This is a genomic window from Streptomyces sp. NPDC048751, assembly GCF_043198595.1.
In the GTDB taxonomy this organism is placed as follows: domain Bacteria; phylum Actinomycetota; class Actinomycetes; order Streptomycetales; family Streptomycetaceae; genus Streptomyces.
The window spans coordinates 351,351-367,858 of sequence record NZ_JBICUX010000009.1 but is presented as its reverse complement, the minus strand read 5'-3'; the positions used below and the strand labels follow the sequence as shown (position 1 = coordinate 367,858).

Annotated in this window: 18 protein-coding genes and 1 pseudogene; 9 read left to right on the top strand and 10 right to left on the bottom strand. The window is 70.4% G+C overall.

Annotation, left to right across the window (positions count from 1 at the left end):
* Positions 1-205 precede the first annotated feature (205 nt).
* The 3 genes from ACGFNV_RS28945 to ACGFNV_RS28935 are packed head-to-tail and all read left to right on the top strand — an operon-like array spanning position 206 to position 3,297.
* Entirely contained in the window at positions 206-1,213 is a 1,008-nt protein-coding gene (locus ACGFNV_RS28945) for a glycoside hydrolase family 43 protein (RefSeq protein ID WP_393626206.1), read from the top strand.
* Between the two features lie 9 nt (positions 1,214-1,222).
* Positions 1,223-2,263, top strand: a complete 1,041-nt coding sequence (locus tag ACGFNV_RS28940) for a LacI family DNA-binding transcriptional regulator (RefSeq protein ID WP_393626204.1) — start codon at positions 1,223-1,225, stop codon at positions 2,261-2,263.
* A 2-nt stretch (positions 2,264-2,265) separates the two neighbouring features.
* Complete coding sequence (locus ACGFNV_RS28935; RefSeq protein WP_393626418.1) at positions 2,266-3,297, top strand: LacI family DNA-binding transcriptional regulator; 1,032 nt, start codon at positions 2,266-2,268, stop codon at positions 3,295-3,297.
* Positions 3,298-3,807: 510 nt separating this feature from the next.
* Here ACGFNV_RS28935 and ACGFNV_RS28930 read toward each other — a convergent pair.
* Entirely contained in the window at positions 3,808-4,218 is a 411-nt protein-coding gene (locus ACGFNV_RS28930; protein WP_393626203.1) for a DUF6415 family natural product biosynthesis protein, read from the bottom strand.
* Positions 4,219-4,578: 360 nt separating this feature from the next.
* Between ACGFNV_RS28930 and ACGFNV_RS28925 the strand changes: the two genes are divergently transcribed.
* The gene (locus tag ACGFNV_RS28925) at positions 4,579-5,031 is read left to right on the top strand and encodes a DUF5707 domain-containing protein (protein WP_393626202.1); all 453 of its coding nucleotides are present in this window, start codon (positions 4,579-4,581) and stop codon (positions 5,029-5,031) included.
* Between the two features lie 108 nt (positions 5,032-5,139).
* On the top strand, positions 5,140-5,373 hold the full coding sequence (locus ACGFNV_RS28920; RefSeq protein WP_393626201.1) for a hypothetical protein: 234 nt from the start codon (positions 5,140-5,142) through the stop codon (positions 5,371-5,373).
* A gap of 2 nt (positions 5,374-5,375) precedes the next feature.
* Here the strand turns inward: ACGFNV_RS28920 and ACGFNV_RS28915 are convergent.
* The 3 genes and pseudogenes from ACGFNV_RS28915 to ACGFNV_RS28905 all read right to left on the bottom strand — a co-directional run.
* A pseudogene (locus ACGFNV_RS28915) lies at positions 5,376-5,534 on the bottom strand (VOC family protein); the annotation flags it as partial.
* A gap of 62 nt (positions 5,535-5,596) precedes the next feature.
* Positions 5,597-6,616 (bottom strand): NADPH:quinone reductase, encoded by a 1,020-nt coding sequence (locus ACGFNV_RS28910; RefSeq protein WP_393626199.1) that lies wholly within the window; start codon positions 6,614-6,616, stop codon positions 5,597-5,599.
* A 2-nt stretch (positions 6,617-6,618) separates the two neighbouring features.
* Positions 6,619-7,194 (bottom strand): PadR family transcriptional regulator, encoded by a 576-nt coding sequence (locus tag ACGFNV_RS28905; protein ID WP_393626198.1) that lies wholly within the window; start codon positions 7,192-7,194, stop codon positions 6,619-6,621.
* 172 nt (positions 7,195-7,366) lie between these two features.
* Here ACGFNV_RS28905 and ACGFNV_RS28900 point away from each other — a divergent pair, with 172 nt between their 5' ends.
* Complete coding sequence (locus tag ACGFNV_RS28900; RefSeq protein ID WP_393626196.1) at positions 7,367-8,173, top strand: alpha/beta fold hydrolase; 807 nt, start codon at positions 7,367-7,369, stop codon at positions 8,171-8,173.
* Between the two features lie 173 nt (positions 8,174-8,346).
* Here ACGFNV_RS28900 and ACGFNV_RS28895 read toward each other — a convergent pair whose 3' ends face one another.
* From ACGFNV_RS28895 to ACGFNV_RS28875, 5 genes are all read right to left on the bottom strand, one after another.
* Positions 8,347-8,670, bottom strand: a complete 324-nt coding sequence (locus ACGFNV_RS28895) for a carboxymuconolactone decarboxylase family protein (protein WP_393626195.1) — start codon at positions 8,668-8,670, stop codon at positions 8,347-8,349.
* Positions 8,671-9,135: 465 nt separating this feature from the next.
* Entirely contained in the window at positions 9,136-10,044 is a 909-nt protein-coding gene (locus tag ACGFNV_RS28890) for an SDR family oxidoreductase (RefSeq protein WP_393626194.1), read from the bottom strand.
* Positions 10,045-10,623: 579 nt separating this feature from the next.
* On the bottom strand, positions 10,624-11,103 hold the full coding sequence (locus ACGFNV_RS28885) for a MarR family winged helix-turn-helix transcriptional regulator (RefSeq protein WP_393626192.1): 480 nt from the start codon (positions 11,101-11,103) through the stop codon (positions 10,624-10,626).
* A gap of 7 nt (positions 11,104-11,110) precedes the next feature.
* Positions 11,111-12,172, bottom strand: coding sequence for an alkene reductase (locus ACGFNV_RS28880; protein WP_393626191.1), 1,062 nt, complete (start codon positions 12,170-12,172; stop codon positions 11,111-11,113).
* A 64-nt stretch (positions 12,173-12,236) separates the two neighbouring features.
* Entirely contained in the window at positions 12,237-13,142 is a 906-nt protein-coding gene (locus ACGFNV_RS28875; RefSeq protein ID WP_393626189.1) for an NADP-dependent oxidoreductase, read from the bottom strand.
* A 557-nt stretch (positions 13,143-13,699) separates the two neighbouring features.
* Between ACGFNV_RS28875 and ACGFNV_RS28870 the strand changes: the two genes are divergently transcribed.
* Positions 13,700-14,212, top strand: a complete 513-nt coding sequence (locus tag ACGFNV_RS28870) for a hypothetical protein (RefSeq protein ID WP_393626188.1) — start codon at positions 13,700-13,702, stop codon at positions 14,210-14,212.
* A 67-nt stretch (positions 14,213-14,279) separates the two neighbouring features.
* Here the strand turns inward: ACGFNV_RS28870 and ACGFNV_RS28865 are convergent, their stop codons facing one another.
* Positions 14,280-15,047, bottom strand: coding sequence for an SDR family oxidoreductase (locus tag ACGFNV_RS28865; protein WP_393626187.1), 768 nt, complete (start codon positions 15,045-15,047; stop codon positions 14,280-14,282).
* Between the two features lie 68 nt (positions 15,048-15,115).
* Between ACGFNV_RS28865 and ACGFNV_RS28860 the strand changes: the two genes are divergently transcribed.
* Together ACGFNV_RS28860 and ACGFNV_RS28855 are read left to right on the top strand one after the other, a co-directional pair.
* On the top strand, positions 15,116-15,751 hold the full coding sequence (locus ACGFNV_RS28860) for a TetR/AcrR family transcriptional regulator (RefSeq protein ID WP_393626186.1): 636 nt from the start codon (positions 15,116-15,118) through the stop codon (positions 15,749-15,751).
* 284 nt (positions 15,752-16,035) lie between these two features.
* Positions 16,036-16,392, top strand: coding sequence for a hypothetical protein (locus tag ACGFNV_RS28855; protein ID WP_393626185.1), 357 nt, complete (start codon positions 16,036-16,038; stop codon positions 16,390-16,392).
* The last annotated feature ends 116 nt before the right edge of the window (positions 16,393-16,508 follow it).

The following is a 16,508-nucleotide window of genomic DNA, read 5'->3' as shown; positions in this document are numbered from 1 at the left end:
ACATCAAACGGCACCCCTGGACATCGCTGCCAGGTTCGCGATCTTCGCAGGTCATGACTGTTTGATTCGTCTCAATCCTCCAGTCCTGCGCCGTACCGCAAGGAGGCCTGTTGTGCGGTATCGGACTTCCGACCCTTTGACAACGATGAATCTCCGGTGCGAAGCTCACCTCACCCCACCCCTGCAGACGAGGAGACAGGTCCCCGTGCCTCAGAGCACCCACCGCGACCACCAAGCCACAGGTACGGCCGGCTACCTCTTCGCCTACTTCACCGGCGAGGACCGCCCCGACGGCGAGCGGATCCGCTTCGCGCTCTGCGACGACCTCCGCATGGACCGCTGGACGGAACTCATCGGCATTCCGCCGCTCGCGCCCGCGGGCGGCGGTGCGCGGGATCCGTTCCTGGTGCGGGCCGCGGACGGCAGCGGGTTCCATCTGCTCGCCACCGACCTGCGCATCCACGGCAGCGCGGGCTGGGAACAGGCGATCGCCCACGGCAGCCGCGACCTGCTGGTGTGGAGCTCGGCCGACCTGCGGAGCTGGGACGGGCCGCACCGGGTCGAGGTCATGCCGGAACGGGCCGGGTGCGTCTGGGCGCCCGAGGCCGTCCACGACCCGGGCAGCGGGGAGTACCTGGTGTTCTGGGCCTCCACCGTCTACCCGGACGACGACCCGCGGCACGAGAGCCCGTCGTACCAGCGCATGTACTGCGCGACCACCAAGGACTTCCGCACGTTCAGCGACCCACGCGTGTGGGTGGACAAGGGATATCCCGTCATCGACTCCACCGTCGTGGAGCACGACGGCTGGTTCTACCGGTTCACCAAGGACGAGCGCCTGCCCGGCACGCCGGACGCCCCCGACGCCAAGTTCGTCTTCGTCGAGCGCTCCCGGGACCTGTCCGCCACGGACTACGAGCCCGTCGCGCAGGGCGTGGGACGCGGCACCGAGGACCGGCCGGGGCTGGCGCACGCCGAGGGGCCGATCGTGCTGCCCGCGCCCGACGGGCGGGGCTGGCTGCTCCTGCTGGACGAGTTCCTCGGCCGCGGCTACGTGCCCTTCCGGGCCGACCGCCTGGACAGTTCCGTGTGGCTTCCCGCGGCCGACCCGGAGTTCTGCGTACTGCCTCCGGGGCTGCGCCACGGCTCGGTGCTGCCGCTCACCGAAGCCGAGTGCGCAGGGCTGCGCGGTCCCGCCCCGGCCGAGGCCTAGGGTTCAGTCATGTCCACGATGCATGACGTGGCCCAGCGGGCCGGGGTGTCACTGAAGACGGTCTCCCGTGTGGTCAACGGCGAGCCCAACGTCAGCGAACAGACCCGGCGCAAGGTCGACGCCGCCATCGCCGAGCTGGACTTCCGGCCCAACTCGGTCGCCCGCAACCTGCGTACCGGCCACAACGACCTGGTCGGACTCGCCCTGCCGCACCTGTCCCAGCCGTACTTCTCCTCGCTCGCCGAAGAGATCATGCGGGAGGCGGAACGCCATGGGCTCAGGGTGCTGATCGAACTCACCGAAGGAGACGTCGAGGCCGAACTCGCGCTCGTCCGGGAGCATGGTCCGCACCTGGGCGGGCTGCTGATGTACCCGGTGGGGCTGTCGGACGCACAGGCCCTGACCGTGGCACGGACCGTGCCGACGGTGTTCGTCTCCGAACGCGCCTACGACGCGCCCGTCGACCGGGTCGCCATGGCCAACCGGGAAGGCGTCCGGGCCCTCGTCGGGCACATGGTGTCGCTGGGCTACACCCGCATCGCGGCTCTGGGCGCCGACCACACCGGCCGGCCCGAGCGGGCCGCCGCCCACCTGCGCCTGGAGGGCTACCGCGAGGGGCTGCTCGACGCCGGCCTGCCCTACGTCCCCGGCCTGGTCCTCGAAGTGGGAACCCCCCACTGGAACCGCCAGGAGGGAGCCACGGGCATGCGTCGGCTGATCGAAGGAGGCATCCCCTTCGACGCCGTGGTCGCCTTCGCGGACGCGCTGGCGCTGGGCGCCCTGCACGCCCTGCAGGAAGCGGGAGTTCGGGTTCCGGCCGAGGTGGCCGTCGCCGGGTTCGACGACACGGACGACGCCCGGTACGCCCACCCCTCGCTCACCTCCATCGCTCCCGGCAGGGCCCAGATCGCCCGGGAGGCCCTGGCCCTGCTGAACGACCGCATGAACGGTACGGTCGAGCCGGATTCCGGGCGCCTGATCGTCGCCGACCACCACTTGACCGTCCGTGAATCGACTCTGGGAGGGATGGCCGCATGGGGCGGAGCGTGACCATGCGTACCGTGGCGGAGAAGGCGGGCGTGTCGACGAAGACGGTCTCCAACGTCATCAACGGCACCGGCTCCTTCAGCCCAGAGACGGAACACCGCGTCCGTGCGGCCGTCGAGGAACTCGGCTACCGGATAAACCCCTTCGCCCGCGGCCTGCGCTCACAGCGCACCGGCACCATCGCGCTGGTCCTCCCGAACGTCTACCAGCCGTTCAACGCGGAGCTGGCCGAACAGGTCATCCGGGCTCCGGAGACCCAGGGCCTGAAAGTGGTCGTCGAGACCACGCGCGGAGACGCCGAGCGGGAACGGGCCGTCCTGTCCACCTCCCACAAGGAACTCGTGGACGGGGTCATCTACGTGCCGCAGGCCCTCACCGCCGAGGAGTACCTGCCCCTGCCCCTCACCCAGCCCACCGTGGTCCTCGGCGAGCGCCCCGCCCAGGCGGCCGGGACGCATCTGGACTACGTCGAGATCGCCGACGAGCAGGGCACGCACGCGGCCGTCAGCCACCTGCTCGCACAGGGCCGACGCCGCATCGCCGCCCTGTGCGAACAGGCGGCGCCACGCGCCGGTGGCCGGCGTCTGCACGGTTACCGCAGGGCACTCGAAGACGCGGGGGTCGCCTACGACGACTCGCTGGTGATCGGCGTGGACAACGCCGACCTGTGGTCCTCCGGCGCCGGTGCGGTGGCCCGTCTGCTGCGCACCCGCGTCCGCTTCGACGCCCTGTTCTGCTACAACGACGTGGTCGCCATCGGTGCGCTGTCGGTCCTGGCCCGAAGCGGTGTCTCCGTCCCCGACGACGTGGCCCTGGCGGGCTTCGACGACATCGAGGCGGCCCGCTTCGCCTCACCGCCCCTGACCACCGTCGACCCGCAGCGCGCGTCGATCGCCCGCACAGCGGTGTCGCTCCTGCGCTCCCGTATGGACCGGGAGGACTTCCGGGATCTCCCCGGCCGCTGCGAGAGGGCCGGGTTCGTTCTGCGTGTGCGCCGGTCGTCCTCGGCCTCCTCGGACCCCTCCGGTGCCGACTGAGCGGGTGCTGTTTCGCCGGCGTCCTATGCCCCTCTGGGCGCGACCGACTTACGCCAACCAGTGGCCTCGAGGCGAGGCCTCTGCGCGTGGGAAGGGAAATTCGCTGAGTCTGCCTCTGGGCGCCCATGCGCATCGGCGTGCTCGCGGCGGAACCGGCGGGCCTCGTCCATCTGGGACGCGTTCGGGACGCACGCAGGCCACAAGGATCGGAACAGACCGACAAAGGCCGGTGGGCATCGTCCTGCTGCGCCCGATCTGACCTGCGAAAACGTCATGGATGAGTACTGATCGGCAAGGGCCGCCAAGATCCCCGAAGGACTCGTAATCCGTCGGCCGTGGGTTCGAGTCCCACCCGCCCCACCACTCGCTACGCGGGAAGAACCGTTTCTACCTGCGACGCAGAGTCAGCCCCCTTCCGGTGGAGGGGGCTTTGCCGTCTCCGAAGATCGCTAGCTGGCCCGCTGCTGGCCCGAGAGGTTTTCGATCAAGACACGGAGCGGCCCCGGTCGGCTACGGGGGAGCCGGACCGGGGCCGCGGGGACGCCCGCAGGAGCCGGTGGACCCGTCGTCGTCGACCTTCTTGCAGTCCGCCGTGCAGCTCGCCCCGTGGTCCGGCATCCGCACGTAGGCGACGGTCTGGGTGAGGTTCTCGTAGTGGGTGCACAGGGCGAGGACGGAGCGGGCGAGCCGCTGGGCGTGCGGGATGCCGGCGGGCAGGTTGGAGCCGGGCTCCAGGTCCAGCCGCGTCCGGGCCTCGTCGACGTCCGCGAGCGCCGTGACGCGCGGGGTGGTGTCTTCGGCGAGCTGTCCGGCGAGCTGCTCGACTTCGGGGATGGTGAGCATGAGGTGCCCGCGCAGCTGCAGCGTGAGCGTCTCCCCGGCGGCGCCGGCCCAGAAGATCTGCACCGCGTCGCCGACCACGCCCTCGGCACCTGGCCGAGCGCCTGACCGCCGCACAGCACAAGCACAAGCACGAGAGGTGCGCGCACGGCGGGCGGACGTCACCGCAGGGTCCTGGGCTCCGGCCCTCGGTCGGGGATGACGGCCGCTGACCGGCTCATGAACAGGCGGTCTGCCGTGGTCGCGAGCGGTTGCAACCACAGTCGTGACCGCAGTCGCGGCTGCCCGCCTCGCGCCTGCGTCCTCAGTGTCGAACAGCCCTTACTCAGGCCGGAGTTGAGTACGTGTGCTCATACCCGGTGACCGTTGCGCGGCCAGGATGGGTGCAACGGCGCAGCCAAGTGCGCCGGGTTGATCCTGCTGAGTGTCGGGGGAATTCTCATGGCGCGTCGTACCGTTCTGGCCGTGACTGCTGGTGTCGTCGTTCTCGGAGGTGCCGGAGCCTTCGCTCTCGCCTACGCCGGGGAGCGGCCCCTCTCGGTGGCGCACAGCGCCGCGCGCTACACGGCCCCCGTCGGTGAGCGCGACGGCTCGTTTACCTTCACCACTGACGTCACGGCGTCCGCCGGCGTCAAGAACCTGAAGGTGCTGGCCTGGCCGGCGAGCTCGTCCTTCGCCAAGAAGGGGCTGACCGCCAAGGACATGGCCGCCGTGGAGTCGGCCGTGTGCAAGCCGTCCGGTGGGGACACGGCGCGCTGCACCTACACCGTCAAGGTCACCAGTGCCGACTCCGAGGCGTCCCCGCGCGGTGCGTGGCACGTCGCCGTCCTGGCCACCGCCAAGGACGGCGAAACGAAGCTGGTCACCAAGGCCGCGGACTTCACCGTGGCGTGATCCGCACGTCCATGTGATCGTGCGTGTAGATGAGTTGGTGGCGGTTGTGCGAAGTGGGCCGGGGGCACCCGCTCCCTGGTCTCCGGGGTCGGCGGAAGGCAGCTCGTGATGGCGGCGAACGAGCCGTGGCGGATGTCGGTCGACGGTGAGGAGTTCGAGGTCAGCCAGCCGGACGGGCAGCCGGGCGACTACTCCTTCACCTGGCTGACCGGGCCCGACCCCCAGTACGGGTTCGGGTTCAGCACTCACCCTCCGGTGCAGGCCGACAGGGCATTTCTGGAGGAGTCCATCCGGGATTTCCTCTCGCAGGTCGACCCCGACACCGGATACATCGAAGGATGAACCTACTTCGGCTGCGTCGCGATCTGGATCAGGTTGCCGCAGGTGTCGTCGAAGACGGGGGTGCTGACGGGCCTCATCTCCAGGGGCTCCTGGGTGAAGTGGACACCGAGGCCGCTCAGACGCTCGTACTCCGTCTGTACGTCGTCGACGGCGAACTGCGACCCGGCCCAGTCCTCGCACCCTCCAACCCGCCGGTCTCGGATCCGCTACAGAGAGCTACTTGTCACTTCGCACCGTGGGGATGAGGAGATCCCGCCCGACTCCACTGGGGGATGTCGATCAGGACGCGGCCGCGGCCGCCGGCGTCGACGAGGTCGTGGGCCTCGGCGATTTCGGTGAGCGGGAAGCGGGCGCCGACCTCGACGGTGAGGGCGCCGACGGCGGCCGCGGCGGTGAGGTCGCGGGCGGCTCGGCGTTTGGCCTCGGCGGGGAAGTCGTCGCTGCCGAGCAGGCGCAGGGTGACGTTGTTGAACAGCAGGGTCCAGAACGGGATCTCGGTGCGGTCCTCGCGGGTGGCGTACGCGGCGATGACCGCGCCGTTGGCGGCGACGGCGTCGTCCAGGTCGGCGTTGTCGGACAGGGCGACCTCGATGATCCGGTCCACGCCGTCGGGTGCGTGGGTGCGGATCGCGGCGGCCGGGTCTCCTGAGTCGAGGGCGACGGCGTGGGAGACGACCGCGGGATCGATCCGGTCCAGGTCGGTGCCGCGTCGGACGGTGCCGATGACCGTGGCCCCGCCCCAGCGGGCGAGTTGGGCGGCCAGCGAGCCGACCGCGCCGAGGACACCGTTGACGAGCACGAGTTTGCCGTCGACGGGGCCGTCGGCGAAGACGGTGCGGTGCGCGGTGATGCCGGGGATGCCCAGGCTCGCACCGAGGTCGTCGGGCAGGTGGTTGGGCAGCGGGACGGCGAGGTCACCGGGGACGACGGTGTACTGGGCGGCGGTACCGAAGGGGCGGTAGGACTGGGCGCCGTGCACCCACACGCGCTGCCCGACGCGGCGCGCGTCGACGCCGTCGCCGACGGAGTCGACGATGCCGGCGGCGTCGCTGTGCGGGATCACCCGCGGATAAGGCATGGCCGAGCCGGTCCAGCCGCGCCGCTTCTTGGTGTCTCCGGGGTTGGCGCCGGAGACGGTGACACGGACACGGACCTCACCGGGGCCGGGGGTGGGGTCGGGCACGTCACCGAGCTGGAGCACCTCGGCGGCCGGGCCCTGCTGGTCGTACCAGGACGCAAGCATGTTCAGTCCTTCCGATCACGGGTGTGGGTCTGGGGACCGGGCTGCTCGTCGGCCTCTCGGATGCCGTCGTCGTCCAGGGCCTCGTGGAGCCAGGCGCGCTCGGCGTGGCTGATGGCGCGGGCGGTGAGCAGCATGCCGCGCCGGTAGGGATCACTGACCTGCTCGGCGCGCAGCGGCGTGTCGCCGTCGTAGAAGAAGCTGGCGGGGGTCTCCAGGAAGTCCAGGCGGCGGCGCAGCACGGCGTGCTGCTCGGCGCTGTCGGGCAGCAGCGAGAGGAACGCCAGGATCGTGAACCAGCGGGAGAAGTCGGTGATCTCGTGCTCGGCCGGTTCCCGCAGCCGCCGCAGCATGTCCTCACGTCCTGCCGCGGTCAGGTTCAGCACGTATCGGCCGCCGCCCGCCTCGGGGGCAGGGCGCCGTTCGATCAGCCCTGCCTTCGACAGCCGGTTGATCGCCGGGTAGAGGGTGCCGTCGCTGACCGGACGGCTGTAGCCGGTCAGGTGCGTGATGCGGCGGCGCAGCTCATGACCGGCCAGGGAGCCATCGGCGAGGAAGCCAAGGATCGCGAGTTCGAGCATGACTCCAGGATCTCACATCGAAGCGATGTGTACATCGTTTCGATGTTACGGTGACTGGGTGCCCGCTCCGTATCGCCTGCAAGGCCGCCCCGGGCGGGATGGCCGCCGCGCCGCACTCGTCCTCGAGAGCGCGACACCAGGAAGAAGACGCGACCACTAGGAAGAAGAGACCATGACCGCCCCTGCTCCCCGCCAGGCCCATGTCACCTCCACCGACGGCACGAAGATCGCCGTCACGGTCACCGGCCAGGGCCGCCCCCTGGTTGTCTCCCCGGGCGCCCTCAACGCCGCCCAGGACTGGCAGGTCCTCGCCGATCTGCTGGCCCCGCGCTTCGCCACCTATGCGATCGACCGCCGCGGCCGGGGTGCCAGCGGCGACAACGGTGAGCACACCATCCAGCGGGAGGCCGACGACATCGCTGCCGTCCTCAATCTCGCCGGGCCCGACGCGATCCTGCTCGGCCACTCCTACGGCGGACTGGTCACCCTCGCCCACGCCCTGCACCAGCCCCCGGCGGCGTTCATCCTCTACGAGCCCCCGATCCCGCTGGGCGGCCCCGTCGGCGGCGAGGCCCTCGCCCCCTTCGGGGAGGCCGTCCAGGCCGGCGACCTCGACCAGGCCCTCACCCTCGGGCTGCGGAACTTCCTCAAGTTCCCCGAGGAAGCCATCGAGGAGTTCCGCCAGACCCCCTTCTGGGCCCTCCGCGCGTCCATGACCCCGACATGGGCCCGCGAGATGCGCGCGATGGACCGCTTCGGCGACGACCTCACCCGCTTCGCCGCCCTCGACATCCCGACGCTCCTCGTGACCGGCGAACTCAGCCCCCGCTGGCTGACCGACGTCTCCCGCCGCCTGCACCAGGCCCTGCCCGACGCCCGACTCGTCGAGATCCCCGGCGAAGCCCACGACGCCTTCCTCACCGGCCCCCACGCCCTCGCCGACGCCATCGCTGATTTCGCCAACGGCCTGCCTTCTTAAGCGAATTCGACAGCCCGGCTCTCACAAACGGTCCCTTGCGCGAACAAGATCAATAATCGGTCGCCGAACCCCGTTCTGCCCTCGATCGGTTCTCAGACCCGTTCTCGGCCTTCGAGCAGGTCGGCGACCGTGGGGGTGTCGATCATGCCGGGGCGCCGCCGCCCAGGGGTGGGTCAGGCCGAGGGCTGCTGGTCGGCGATCTTCTTGAGCTGGTTCATCGCGGTCATGCCATTGGGCCAGCCCGCGTAGAACGCCAGGTGCGTGATCGCCTCGGACAACTCCTCGACGCTCAGCCCGTTCTCCAGGGCCTTGCCCAGGTGGTACGGAAGCTGCTCGCTGCGGTACAGCGCGGCCAGCACGCTCACGGTGACGAGGCTCCGGTCGCGCTGGGACAGGCCGGGGCGCTCCCAGATGTCGTCGAAGAGCACGTTGTCGGTGACCTCGACCAGCTTCGGCGCGATCGGGGCCAGTTCCTTGGGCGCGGACATCTTGGCCACGTGGTGACTCCTTGCGATGGTGCGAACACGTATCGGACGGTTCACTCTCTTCAGAGCGGCCCGCCCGGCAGCCGCAGCGGCTTCCGAAACCCGGTCCGGGGCATCCGCGGACTGCCCTCGCTGTCGAGGGAACCGCAGTTCACACGCGCGCGGGAGTCACTGTTGTTAGGGGTACCGACAGGGACCCCCAGGCCCGTCTCTCCGCACCTGGCCTGTATCCATGGGGACCGCCCACGACATCCGCGAGTTCCTCGCCAGCCGGCGCGCGAAGATCACCCCAGCAGGCCGGGCTGCCATGCCGGTGCCGACGCGACGGCCCGAGAGGTGCCAGCCCCGTTGGAGGCCCCGCGCGCGATCAAACGACGCGAGCGCATTCCCCTCGCGCCTGTATGGCGATCTGTCACAGCCGTTCCTCCACTCATCGGTTGGCCCCCGCGCGGCCGACGGGACTGGGCTGCGGGCCCGTCACCGGTGCTGCGCCATGCCCAGCTCGTCGGTGTAACGGGCGAGGGCTTCCTCGGCCGTGGGGACGGGGCCGAACAGCTGCTCCTGGCGGCGGGGGTCGGCCACGTAGCGGCCGCTGTCGAACCAGCTGAACATCGCGGCCATGTCCTTGACCAGGGGCATGAAGCGTCCGGCGATGGCTCCTGCGGCGCGGGCGACGGCGGAGGGGACGGCCCGTACCTTGATCTTCTTTCCGGCTCGGTTGCCCATCAGGTCGGCCATCTCGCGCATGCTGACCGGACGGTCCCAGCCGATGTCGATGCGCTCACCGTTGTCGGCTTCGGCGTCGACGGCGGCCGCCAGGTACGACGCGAGGTCGGAGGTGTGGACGAAGGCCAGCGGGACGGTGGTCTTGCCGATCCACGTCAGGCGGCCCTTGTCGATCGGGTTGCCCGCCATGGTCGCGATCTGGTCGAGGAAGGCTCCCGGGCGCAGTGCTACGAACGGGACGCCGAGTTGTTCGAGCTTGTCCTCGGCGATCTTCTTGTGCCAGAAGTGCGGGACGTGGGGCGTCTGGTCGCTGGTGAGGATGCTGGTCAGGACGAACCGCCGGATGCCGGTGCGGTGGGCGGCCTCAGCGAGGTTGGCGTTGCCGACGGTGTCGATGTCGTGCGCGTTCTTGCCGCCGCGGGTGTAGCCGGCAGCGGTGGTGATGACGGCATCGGCGCCGTTCATGGCGGCGACGAGCGAGTCGAGGTCGAGCATGTCGCCGCGGGCGATCTCGACACCCCGCTTTTCGAGCCTGCTCGCGTCGGTGGTCGGCCGGACCAGGGCGCGGACGTTCTTACCGCGCCCCAGCAGTTCGTCGACGACCTTGCCGCCGAGGGAACCGGTCGCGCCGACGACGAGGACGGGGAGGGTGGTGGTCATGGGGGTCTCACTTTCCATCAGGTCAGTGGTGGTGGGGGGAATTGGGTGGGCAGGGTGATGGTGGTCGCGGGAGGCGGGCGCCGTCGGCCCGGGTCGCTCAGGGGGCTGGCCTGTGGTGGGCGGATCCGCGGCACGGGTTACCGGCGGCCTGCAGGAGCTCGCGGGGGTCGAAGGGGGGCCCGACGCGGGTGATGCGGCCAACCTTCGTACGGGCCGGACGGCGACGGGGAAGAGCTCGCAGGCCCCGCGGGTGTCGCCCTGGCCCGAATGAGTTCCGTCCTGCCTCCACCGGGACAGCTCGCGCTTGCCCCTCACACTGAGGCCCGTTCACACTGAGGCCCGTTCACCCCGGTTCTCCCCGAGGTGCGGGAGTGAACGGGCGGGTTCCGCCGCATCCGTCGGCTCGGCTCGCCGGGGGGGCTTCTTCCGGCAGTCGGGGAGCCTGCTCCGTTCAGCGTGGGCCTTCGTGGGCCTTCGTGGGCCTTCGTGGGCCGAGTGCGCTGCGGCACTGCCGCCTTCGCGGGATCGCCGGAAACGATTCGCCCCCCAGGCCGGAACCGGGGTGCAGGCCGAGGGGAGTTACTCGGACTCCCCGGCCGCGACGTCACGGCTGTTGATCGCGTCGGTGATGGCGTAGGCGATACGGACGAAGGACTCTGCCTGCTGCGCCGACAGGTCCCGCGCGGAGGTCTCCTCCAGGGCCCGCCACATGGCAGCGATGGGCTCGCGCATGGCACGGCCCTTGTCGGTGAGGTGGACGACCATGACGCGCCGGTCGTGTGCGGCCGCCTCGCGCACGAGCAGGCCGGCGTCCTGCATGCGGCGCAGGGACTTGGAGACGGTGGAGTGGTCCAGGCCGACGCTTTCGAGCAGTTCGGACTGGGTCTGGCCGTCCCGGTCGAGGAGTTGCATCAGCAGCAGTTCCTGTCCGGGATGCAGGTCCATCTCGCGGAGCATGGCGGCGGCGCGGGCGCGGTGAGCGCGGGCGAGCTGGAAGATCGCGTAGCTCATCGGCCCCTCGCCGGCCGTGGAGGGGGTGCGGTGTGTGGGGGCGGGCATCGGTTCCTCAGACGGTGTGGGTGGGGTAGTCGGTGTAGCCGGCCACTCCGCCGCCGTAGAAGGTCGCCGGGTCGGGGGTGTTCAGCGGCGCGTCAGAGCGTAGCCGCTCGACCAGGTCCGGGTTGGCGAGCGCGAGGGCACCGACGGAGACGAGGTCGGCCGTGCCGTTGTCGACGTCCTTGGCGCGGGTGGGCAGGTCGGTGCCGGCCCGGTTGAGGATCAGCGTGGTCGGCCACAGCGCGCGCAGGGTGCCCAGCAGCTCCTCGTCGCCCGCATGGAGGATGTGGAGGTAGGCGAGGCCGAGCGGGCTGAGGGCGCGCAGGAGCGCCGGATACAGCTCGGCGGTGTCGGACTCGGCGATGTCGTTGTAGGGGTTGCCGGGGGAGATGCGCAGGCCGGTGCGGTCGGCGCCGATCTCGTCGGCCACGGCAGCGGCGACCTCGACGGCGAAGCGGATGCGGTTGTCGAGGGAACCGCCGTAGCGGTCGGTGCGCCGGTTGGTGTTGTCGGCGAGGAACTGATGCACCAGGTAGCCGTTGGCGCCGTGGATCTCCACGCCGTCGGCGCCTGCCGCGACGGCGGCCGCTGCGGCGCGGCGGAAGTCGTCGACGGTCGCCGCGACCTCCTGCGTCGACAGCGCACGGGGCGTCGGCATCTCCTGGGGCCCGGACGCGGTGAACATCGCGCCCTGGGGCTGGATCGCCGAGGGGGCGACCGGCTGACGGCCGTGCGGGGTGTTGTCGGGGTGGGCGATACGTCCGGTGTGCATCAGCTGGATGACGATCCGGCCGTCGGCCGCGTGCACGGCGTCGGTGATCTTGCGCCACCCGGCGATCTGCTCGTCATTGTGGATGCCGGGGGTGAGGAGGTAGCCCTGGCCGTCGGCGGAGGGCTGGGTGCCCTCGGTGATGATGAGCGCGTGCGAGGCCCGCTGGGCGTAGTACTCGGCGTTGAGCTCGGTCGGTACGCCTTCAGGGGTGGAGCGGTCGCGGGTCATGGGGGCCATGACCAGGCGGTGCGGGAGGGAGATGTCACCGACGGTGGTCGGCGTCCAGAGAGCGTTCAGCATGAGTGGTCCTTCGGTGCGGTGATGGCCAGGTGACGATCGGAACAAGAGGGAATGGCGGGCGTGATCAGTCGACGGTGAGGACGAGCTTGCCCCGGACATGCCCGGCGTCGCTGATCTGCTGGGCCGTGGCGGCCTGGTCGAGCGGGTAGGCGGTGACGGTGGTGACGAGCCTGCCGGTCGCGGCGTCCTGCGCCAGCGTGGCCAGTCGGGCGGCCGAGCGTTCCTGGCCACCGCTGGAGAAGGTGATGCCGAGCTGGGGCGCGCGGAAGTCGGCGATGGTGACGATGCGCTCGGTGCCGCCGCGCAGGGTGATGGAGTCCTCGAGGGCTCCCTTGCCGGCCAGGTCGAACACCGCGTCCACGCCGTCGGGGGCGAGCGTCCGGACCCGTTCGACCAGGCCCTCGCCGTAGAGGGTCGCGGTGGCGCCGAGCGAGGTGAGGTACTCCTGGTTGGCGGGGCCGGCGGTGGCGATGACGCGTGCCCCGCGGGCCGTGGCGAGCTGGACCGCCAGGGTGCCGACCGCTCCGGCCGCGCCGTGCATCAGCACGGTCTCCCCGGCGGTGACGCCGAGCAGGTCCAGGACCCGCTCGGCCGTCTCGGCGGCCACCGGCAGCGCGACCGCGTGCTGCCAGTCGAGGCCGGCGGGCTTGGGGGCGACGGTGGTGGCCAGTGCGTACTGGGCGTACGAGCCGGTGTCCGACCAGCCCAGCACCTCATCGCCGACCTGCACGTCCTGCACGCCCTCGCCGAGGGCGTCCACCACGCCGGCGAGTTCGTGACCGGGGACGGAGGGGAGCGGCGTGGGGAACACGGCCTCCAGTGCCCCAGAGCGGATCTTGCCGTCCAGCGCGTTCAGCCCGGCCGCCTTGACGCGGACGCGGATCTGCCCGGGGCCGGGCTGCGGGACCTCGATGTCCGCCTCGTGCAGCACTTCCGTGCCGCCGAAATGGTCGAACAGGATGGCTTTCATGATGGCTCCTCCTCATGTCGCCACCCATTTAGGTGGCTGGACACATAATCAACGTAACAGCAAACATGTGGCTAGCCAAGTATTTGCTGTCGCTCGGGCTGCGCAAGATCGGCCGCGGTCGCATCGGTCTGGGGACACAAGGTTTCTGCGAGATCTGCGGAGCACTGCCCGCGGGCTCCCTGTCCGGCAGGCCGAGAGGCTTCCGTGCGTGCCGCGTTCGAAGAGGAGCGTGCCGGGCGGGCTGTCCAGCCGGCGGAACTTCTCGTCGCGCAGGCTTGGGTTGGTGCGGCGCAGGCGCAGGCGCAGGCGCAGGGCGGAGCGGTAGAGCTGGAGCACGGAGGTGCGGTCGGCCTGGTTGGCCTCGGCGGTGTGGGAGTTCCAGTCGGGCCGGCGGAGCGACGGCTTGGCCGACACGGAAATGCTGAAGCCGAAGGGCGGGGTGTCGCCGGTCCACGGGAGGGGGCGCGGCAGCCGTCGCGGCCTCGGATCGTGTGGCCGGAGCGTCAGTGGCTGGCCACGGGTGCGGCGGGGCGCATCCCCCTGCAGAGCCCTGCCGCGTGGACGACGCCATGGCTGGACAGGGCGTTCCACCAGCGACTGGATCGCATGGGATCTATGCGCTGAAGGAAACGATCGCGGACGCCTTCGAGCCCGAACCTTTCGCGCCCTTCCGAGCCTGGCAGCAGCACCATGTGACTGTCTGTGCCGTGCACCTGGACACCGCCTTCCCGTCCATTCGGGTCGCGCTGCGCGGCCGGCGCACTCGATACGCCCTCGAAGTCGAAACGCTGCGGCCGGACTTCGCCGAGGCATTGGTCACCGAGAAGACCATCGAGGCGATGCTGGCCGCAGAGGTGATGGAGTGGTCGATCCAGGGACGGGACGTCCTCACTGTGCTCCGGGACCAGCCGGCCGACACACAGGACGGCGGAACCGGGGGACAGCCGGCCGACTACGACCTCGATGCCGTCCGCGTGATCGAGCGGCTCACCGCCCTCATCGCCGGGCTGCCCACCCATCTCGCCCCGTGGGCTGACAGCGCCCTGTCGGGCCTGCCCCTGGAGCATTGAGAGGGCCTGAGGTCCAGGCCCGGCATGGCTGTGGTCGTCACCGTTGGCCAGGCCGGGCCGTCCCTCGCTATCCGGCGCGCGGTCCGAGGAACAGTCCACCGCTCGCGTCGATGACCTGCCCGGTGATCCAGCGCGCCGCGTCGGAGGCGAGGAACGCGACCACGTCGGCGACATCGTCGGGCCCGCCCAGCCGATCGAGCGCCGTCGTTCCAGCGATGAGTTCGGCCAGGCCCGGCGCTTCGAAGAGTGATCCGTTGGTCGCCGTCCGAGTGGCGCCGGGAGCCACCGCGTTCACTGTGATGCCCCGGACCCCGAGATCGTTGGCCAAGGTCATGGTCATCGTCTCGACCGCGCCCTTCGTCATGGCGAAGGATGTCTGCGCGGGGTTGGCCATCCGGGTCGCCACGGACGAGATCGTGACGATGCGGCCGCCGTCGCGGAACAACGGCAATGCTCGCTCGATGATGAAGTACGGCGCTCGCACGTTCACCGCGAAGAGGTGGTCGAACTCCTTCCTCGTCGTGGCTCCGAGCGGGCCGGCGGGCGCAGCCGCCGCGTTGTTGACCAGGATGTCGAGCGGCCGCCCGGCCAGGCCGGCCTCGACTCCCGCGAAGAGCATCTCGACGTCGTCATCCACGCCCAGCTCCGCCCCGACGGCGAATGCGGTTCCACCGGTACGTTCGATCTCGTCGACCGTCGCCGTCGCACCGTCCTCGTCCGTGCCGAAATGCACGATGACCACTGCCCCCTTCGCCGCCAGCCGGGCCGCGATCGCCTGCCCGATGCCGCGCGATGCTCCTGTCACGAGAGCCGTCCTGCCGGTCAGATCACCCATGTCCACCACCCCGTCATGTTAGTGACTACCAATCTGGTAGTTGCTATCACCCCGGTAGGGTCTATCACATGCCCGACCAGCCCTCAACACTGCGAGAACAACGGCGAGCCGAGACACAGCGCACGATTCAGGCGCACGCGGTTCGGCTGTTCACCGAGCGCGGATACGACGCCACGACCATGACCGACGTCGCCGAAGCCGCGGGCGTGTCGCCCATGACCGTGTACCGGCACTTCCCCACAAAGGAAGACCTCGTGCTCGTCGACCAGAACGGCCGGCTCGTCGCCGAGCGGATCATCGCGTCGTCCGCCACACAGCCCCTGGTCCGCCGCATCGGCAGCGCGCTCATCGATTCGGCCACGACGTTGACCAGCGGCGGCCATGGAGACGACCTGACGGCGGGCGAGCAGTTTCTGCTCGCCCGCCTGCGGCTCATGATCTCGACGCCGGCCTTGCGGGCCAAGCACCTGGACAACCACTACGCCCTTCAGCAGGCGATCGTCGACGCCCTCGGGGGCGATGCCACCGATCCCGACACCGCGTTCCACGCACACGCGGCGGCCAGTGCCTGCCTGGCCGCCATGCACACGGCGTTGGTGCGCTGGGCCGAAGACGACGGACGGACCGAGCTGCCCGACCTGATCGCGAAGGCGCTCGCTGCCGCCTTCGGCGATGACATCGTCGATACCGCCCCGGACGCATGAGAAGGGCCCTCCGAGCACTCACCCGAAGGGACTGACGCCCGCCAAGTCGATCGCACAGCCGCGTCCCACGACGTCTCGGCGAGGGCGGGACGGTCACCGAGATCGTCCCTCTCGGTACGTTCTGGATCACATGGCGCAGGCATCGGCCAGGAAGCTGCAGCGGACCAAACGCTCAGTTGAGATCACTGCGGCCGCGCCGGCAGCTTGCTGTCCGGGGGCGTTCGGGGCAGTGGCGGCGTGGCCAGACTGATTCGGTAAGTACCGGATCGTAGTGAGGGTGCTTCATGCGCATATCCATCGCCAAGGGCGGGGCCGTCGCCGCCGCGGCGTTCGCCACGCTCGCGCTCGGTGCCGCTCCGTCGGGTGCCGCGACGAGCACCCTGCAGCGGGCCGCCTGTGACGGCACCCGCACGCAGTTCTCCTTCCTCGCCCCGTTCAGCGGCACCTGTTTCAAGGGCCACGGTGACCTCGACTCTCCGATGACGCTGCCCTCGTGGAAGCCGGGCCCCTGGCGCGCCGGGCAGAACACCGGCTGGTTCAGCTACAACGACGCCAACGGCGTGGAGCAGCGGGTGTCCTTCACCGAGGGGCAGACGGGCGACGCTCCGTACAGGAACATCAAGCACCTGCACATCGACTGACAGGTCGGCCACGACGCGACGAACCTGGACGTTTGTCCGCCGCCTTGGGCTGCGGCAGCATCGCCGGCGCGTGCCGCAGCAATACCGGCTGGGCCGAGCAGCGGCGCCGCTCTGCG